The sequence below is a fragment of the Collinsella sp. AM36-4AA genome (genome assembly GCF_003467795.1).
GTDB lineage: Bacteria > Actinomycetota > Coriobacteriia > Coriobacteriales > Coriobacteriaceae > Collinsella.
On record NZ_QSHS01000051.1, the window covers coordinates 452 to 2,046 of the forward strand.

A 1,595-nucleotide genomic window follows, 5' to 3' on the forward strand; every position below is an offset into this window, starting at 1 on the left:
GCGGTCATCTTCTTGCCGGCCTCGTAGACGTTCTTGCCGTCCTCGACGTAGCCCTCCTGGCTAAAGTGCATGATCTCGATCTTCTCGGTTTCCTTCATGGCTTTTCCTTTCTGCCCTGCACGCGAATCTATACATCGCGTTTCTTTTCGATACCAATTATAGACATACAGCTAACGTGTTTTTAATACCACTTTTCAATCTGCTCCAATCCTCGGTGAACGGTCGAGATTCTCTGGTGAGTGGTCTTAAATTAGAATTTGATGTATAGCTAACGCCCCTGGCGTCTCCCTTGTGTGACAAAGAACAGCGTTCCTACCAGCGCAATAATGGTCGATGCCCCAAACAGCACCGCCTGGACGCCCAAAGCCTCCGCCAAAAACGGAGCCGCCAGCAGCGGCACCACGCCGGCGCTCATCAGGCCAAAACGCACAAAGCCGGTAATGCGCCCCAGGTATTTGATGTCTGCGCGCTCCTGAATCAAGATCATCTGCAGCGGCTCCAGGAACCCCCAGGCCAGACCGTTAATCGCCTGACCGATAATCGCGACCCCCAGCATATCGGTGCCCACGTACACCATGGACCCAATGCCCACGGCCATGAGCGCGCCGAGTAACAATCGTAGGTTGACATGGCGAGCAGAAAGCTTGGTCAGGATGAACGCGCCCACCGAGGAAGTGAGGCCCACGACCGAGGACAGCCAGCCCAGCCAGACGATATCCACGTTGAGCACATCGCGATAGAACAACGACTCCAGCGAATCGAACGCGCCAAACGCAAAGAAGCCCAGAAAGCCCGAGATAAAGATAAGGCGCAGGTCGTGGTCGCGAAACGTAAGTCGCGCGCCCTCGGCCATGCCGCCCAGAATGCCGCCCTTCGGCTTCTCCCCTTTTGCGGGAGCAACACACTCGTGACAGCCCAAGGAGAGCACGGCCGCCACACCCATCATGCCCGCCATGAGCAGATAGACCGATTGCGTGGCAAAACAGCTCACGATGGCACCACCGAGCAGCGGGCCAGCGGTATAGGCGATATTGCTGTAGAACACCATGAGACCGTTCACGCGGGTACGGCCCTCGGTGGTCGACTCCAGGTATCCCGGAAACGCATGCGTACAGGTGTTGATAAAGCCGCCCGCAAGCCCCAAGACGCACGCGGCAAACACAAGCCCGGGGACAGACAACGGCGCCAACCCCACGCCAAGCGATAGCACCGCCGTAATCACGCACGTCACAAACGACGTCCGGCGCGGTCCAAAGCGGTCGATGACCGAGCCCGACACCATATTGCCCGCCGACGTCATAAGATTGCGTACGAGCGTAATGGCAGCAACCAAAAAGGCCGTGCCAGCCAAATCATACGTCGCCGCGCCGATAAGCCCTAAAAAGTACACCGCGTTGTTGGCGCACCATTGCAGGGACTCAATAAGAATCAGCCTGACCTCTGCCGGCGTCAGGCGCATTGCTTCGCGATCCTTCGCGAACATACGAACTCCCTCTATACAAGTAAGGGGATGGAGGGCATAGGCCCGCTCCATCCCCTTACCAGGTTGCAATGACAGTCTATGCAGCCGGGCCCTTACGCCAGCACGCCGAAGA

At 57.6% G+C, this 1,595-nt stretch carries 1 protein-coding gene; it reads right to left on the reverse strand.

All coding sequences use genetic code 11. The features are described from left to right. Positions 1–268 precede the first annotated feature (268 nt). Complete coding sequence (locus DW850_RS09980) at positions 269–1,483, reverse strand: MFS transporter (RefSeq protein ID WP_199575686.1); 1,215 nt, start codon at positions 1,481–1,483, stop codon at positions 269–271. Between the last annotated feature and the right edge of the window lie 112 nt (positions 1,484–1,595).

Excerpts from the sequence above, each read along its gene's own strand:
- DW850_RS09980 (WP_199575686.1), bottom strand. The coding sequence starts at position 1,483 with ATGTTCGCGAAGGATCGCGAAGCAATGCGCCTGACGCCGGCAGAGGTC.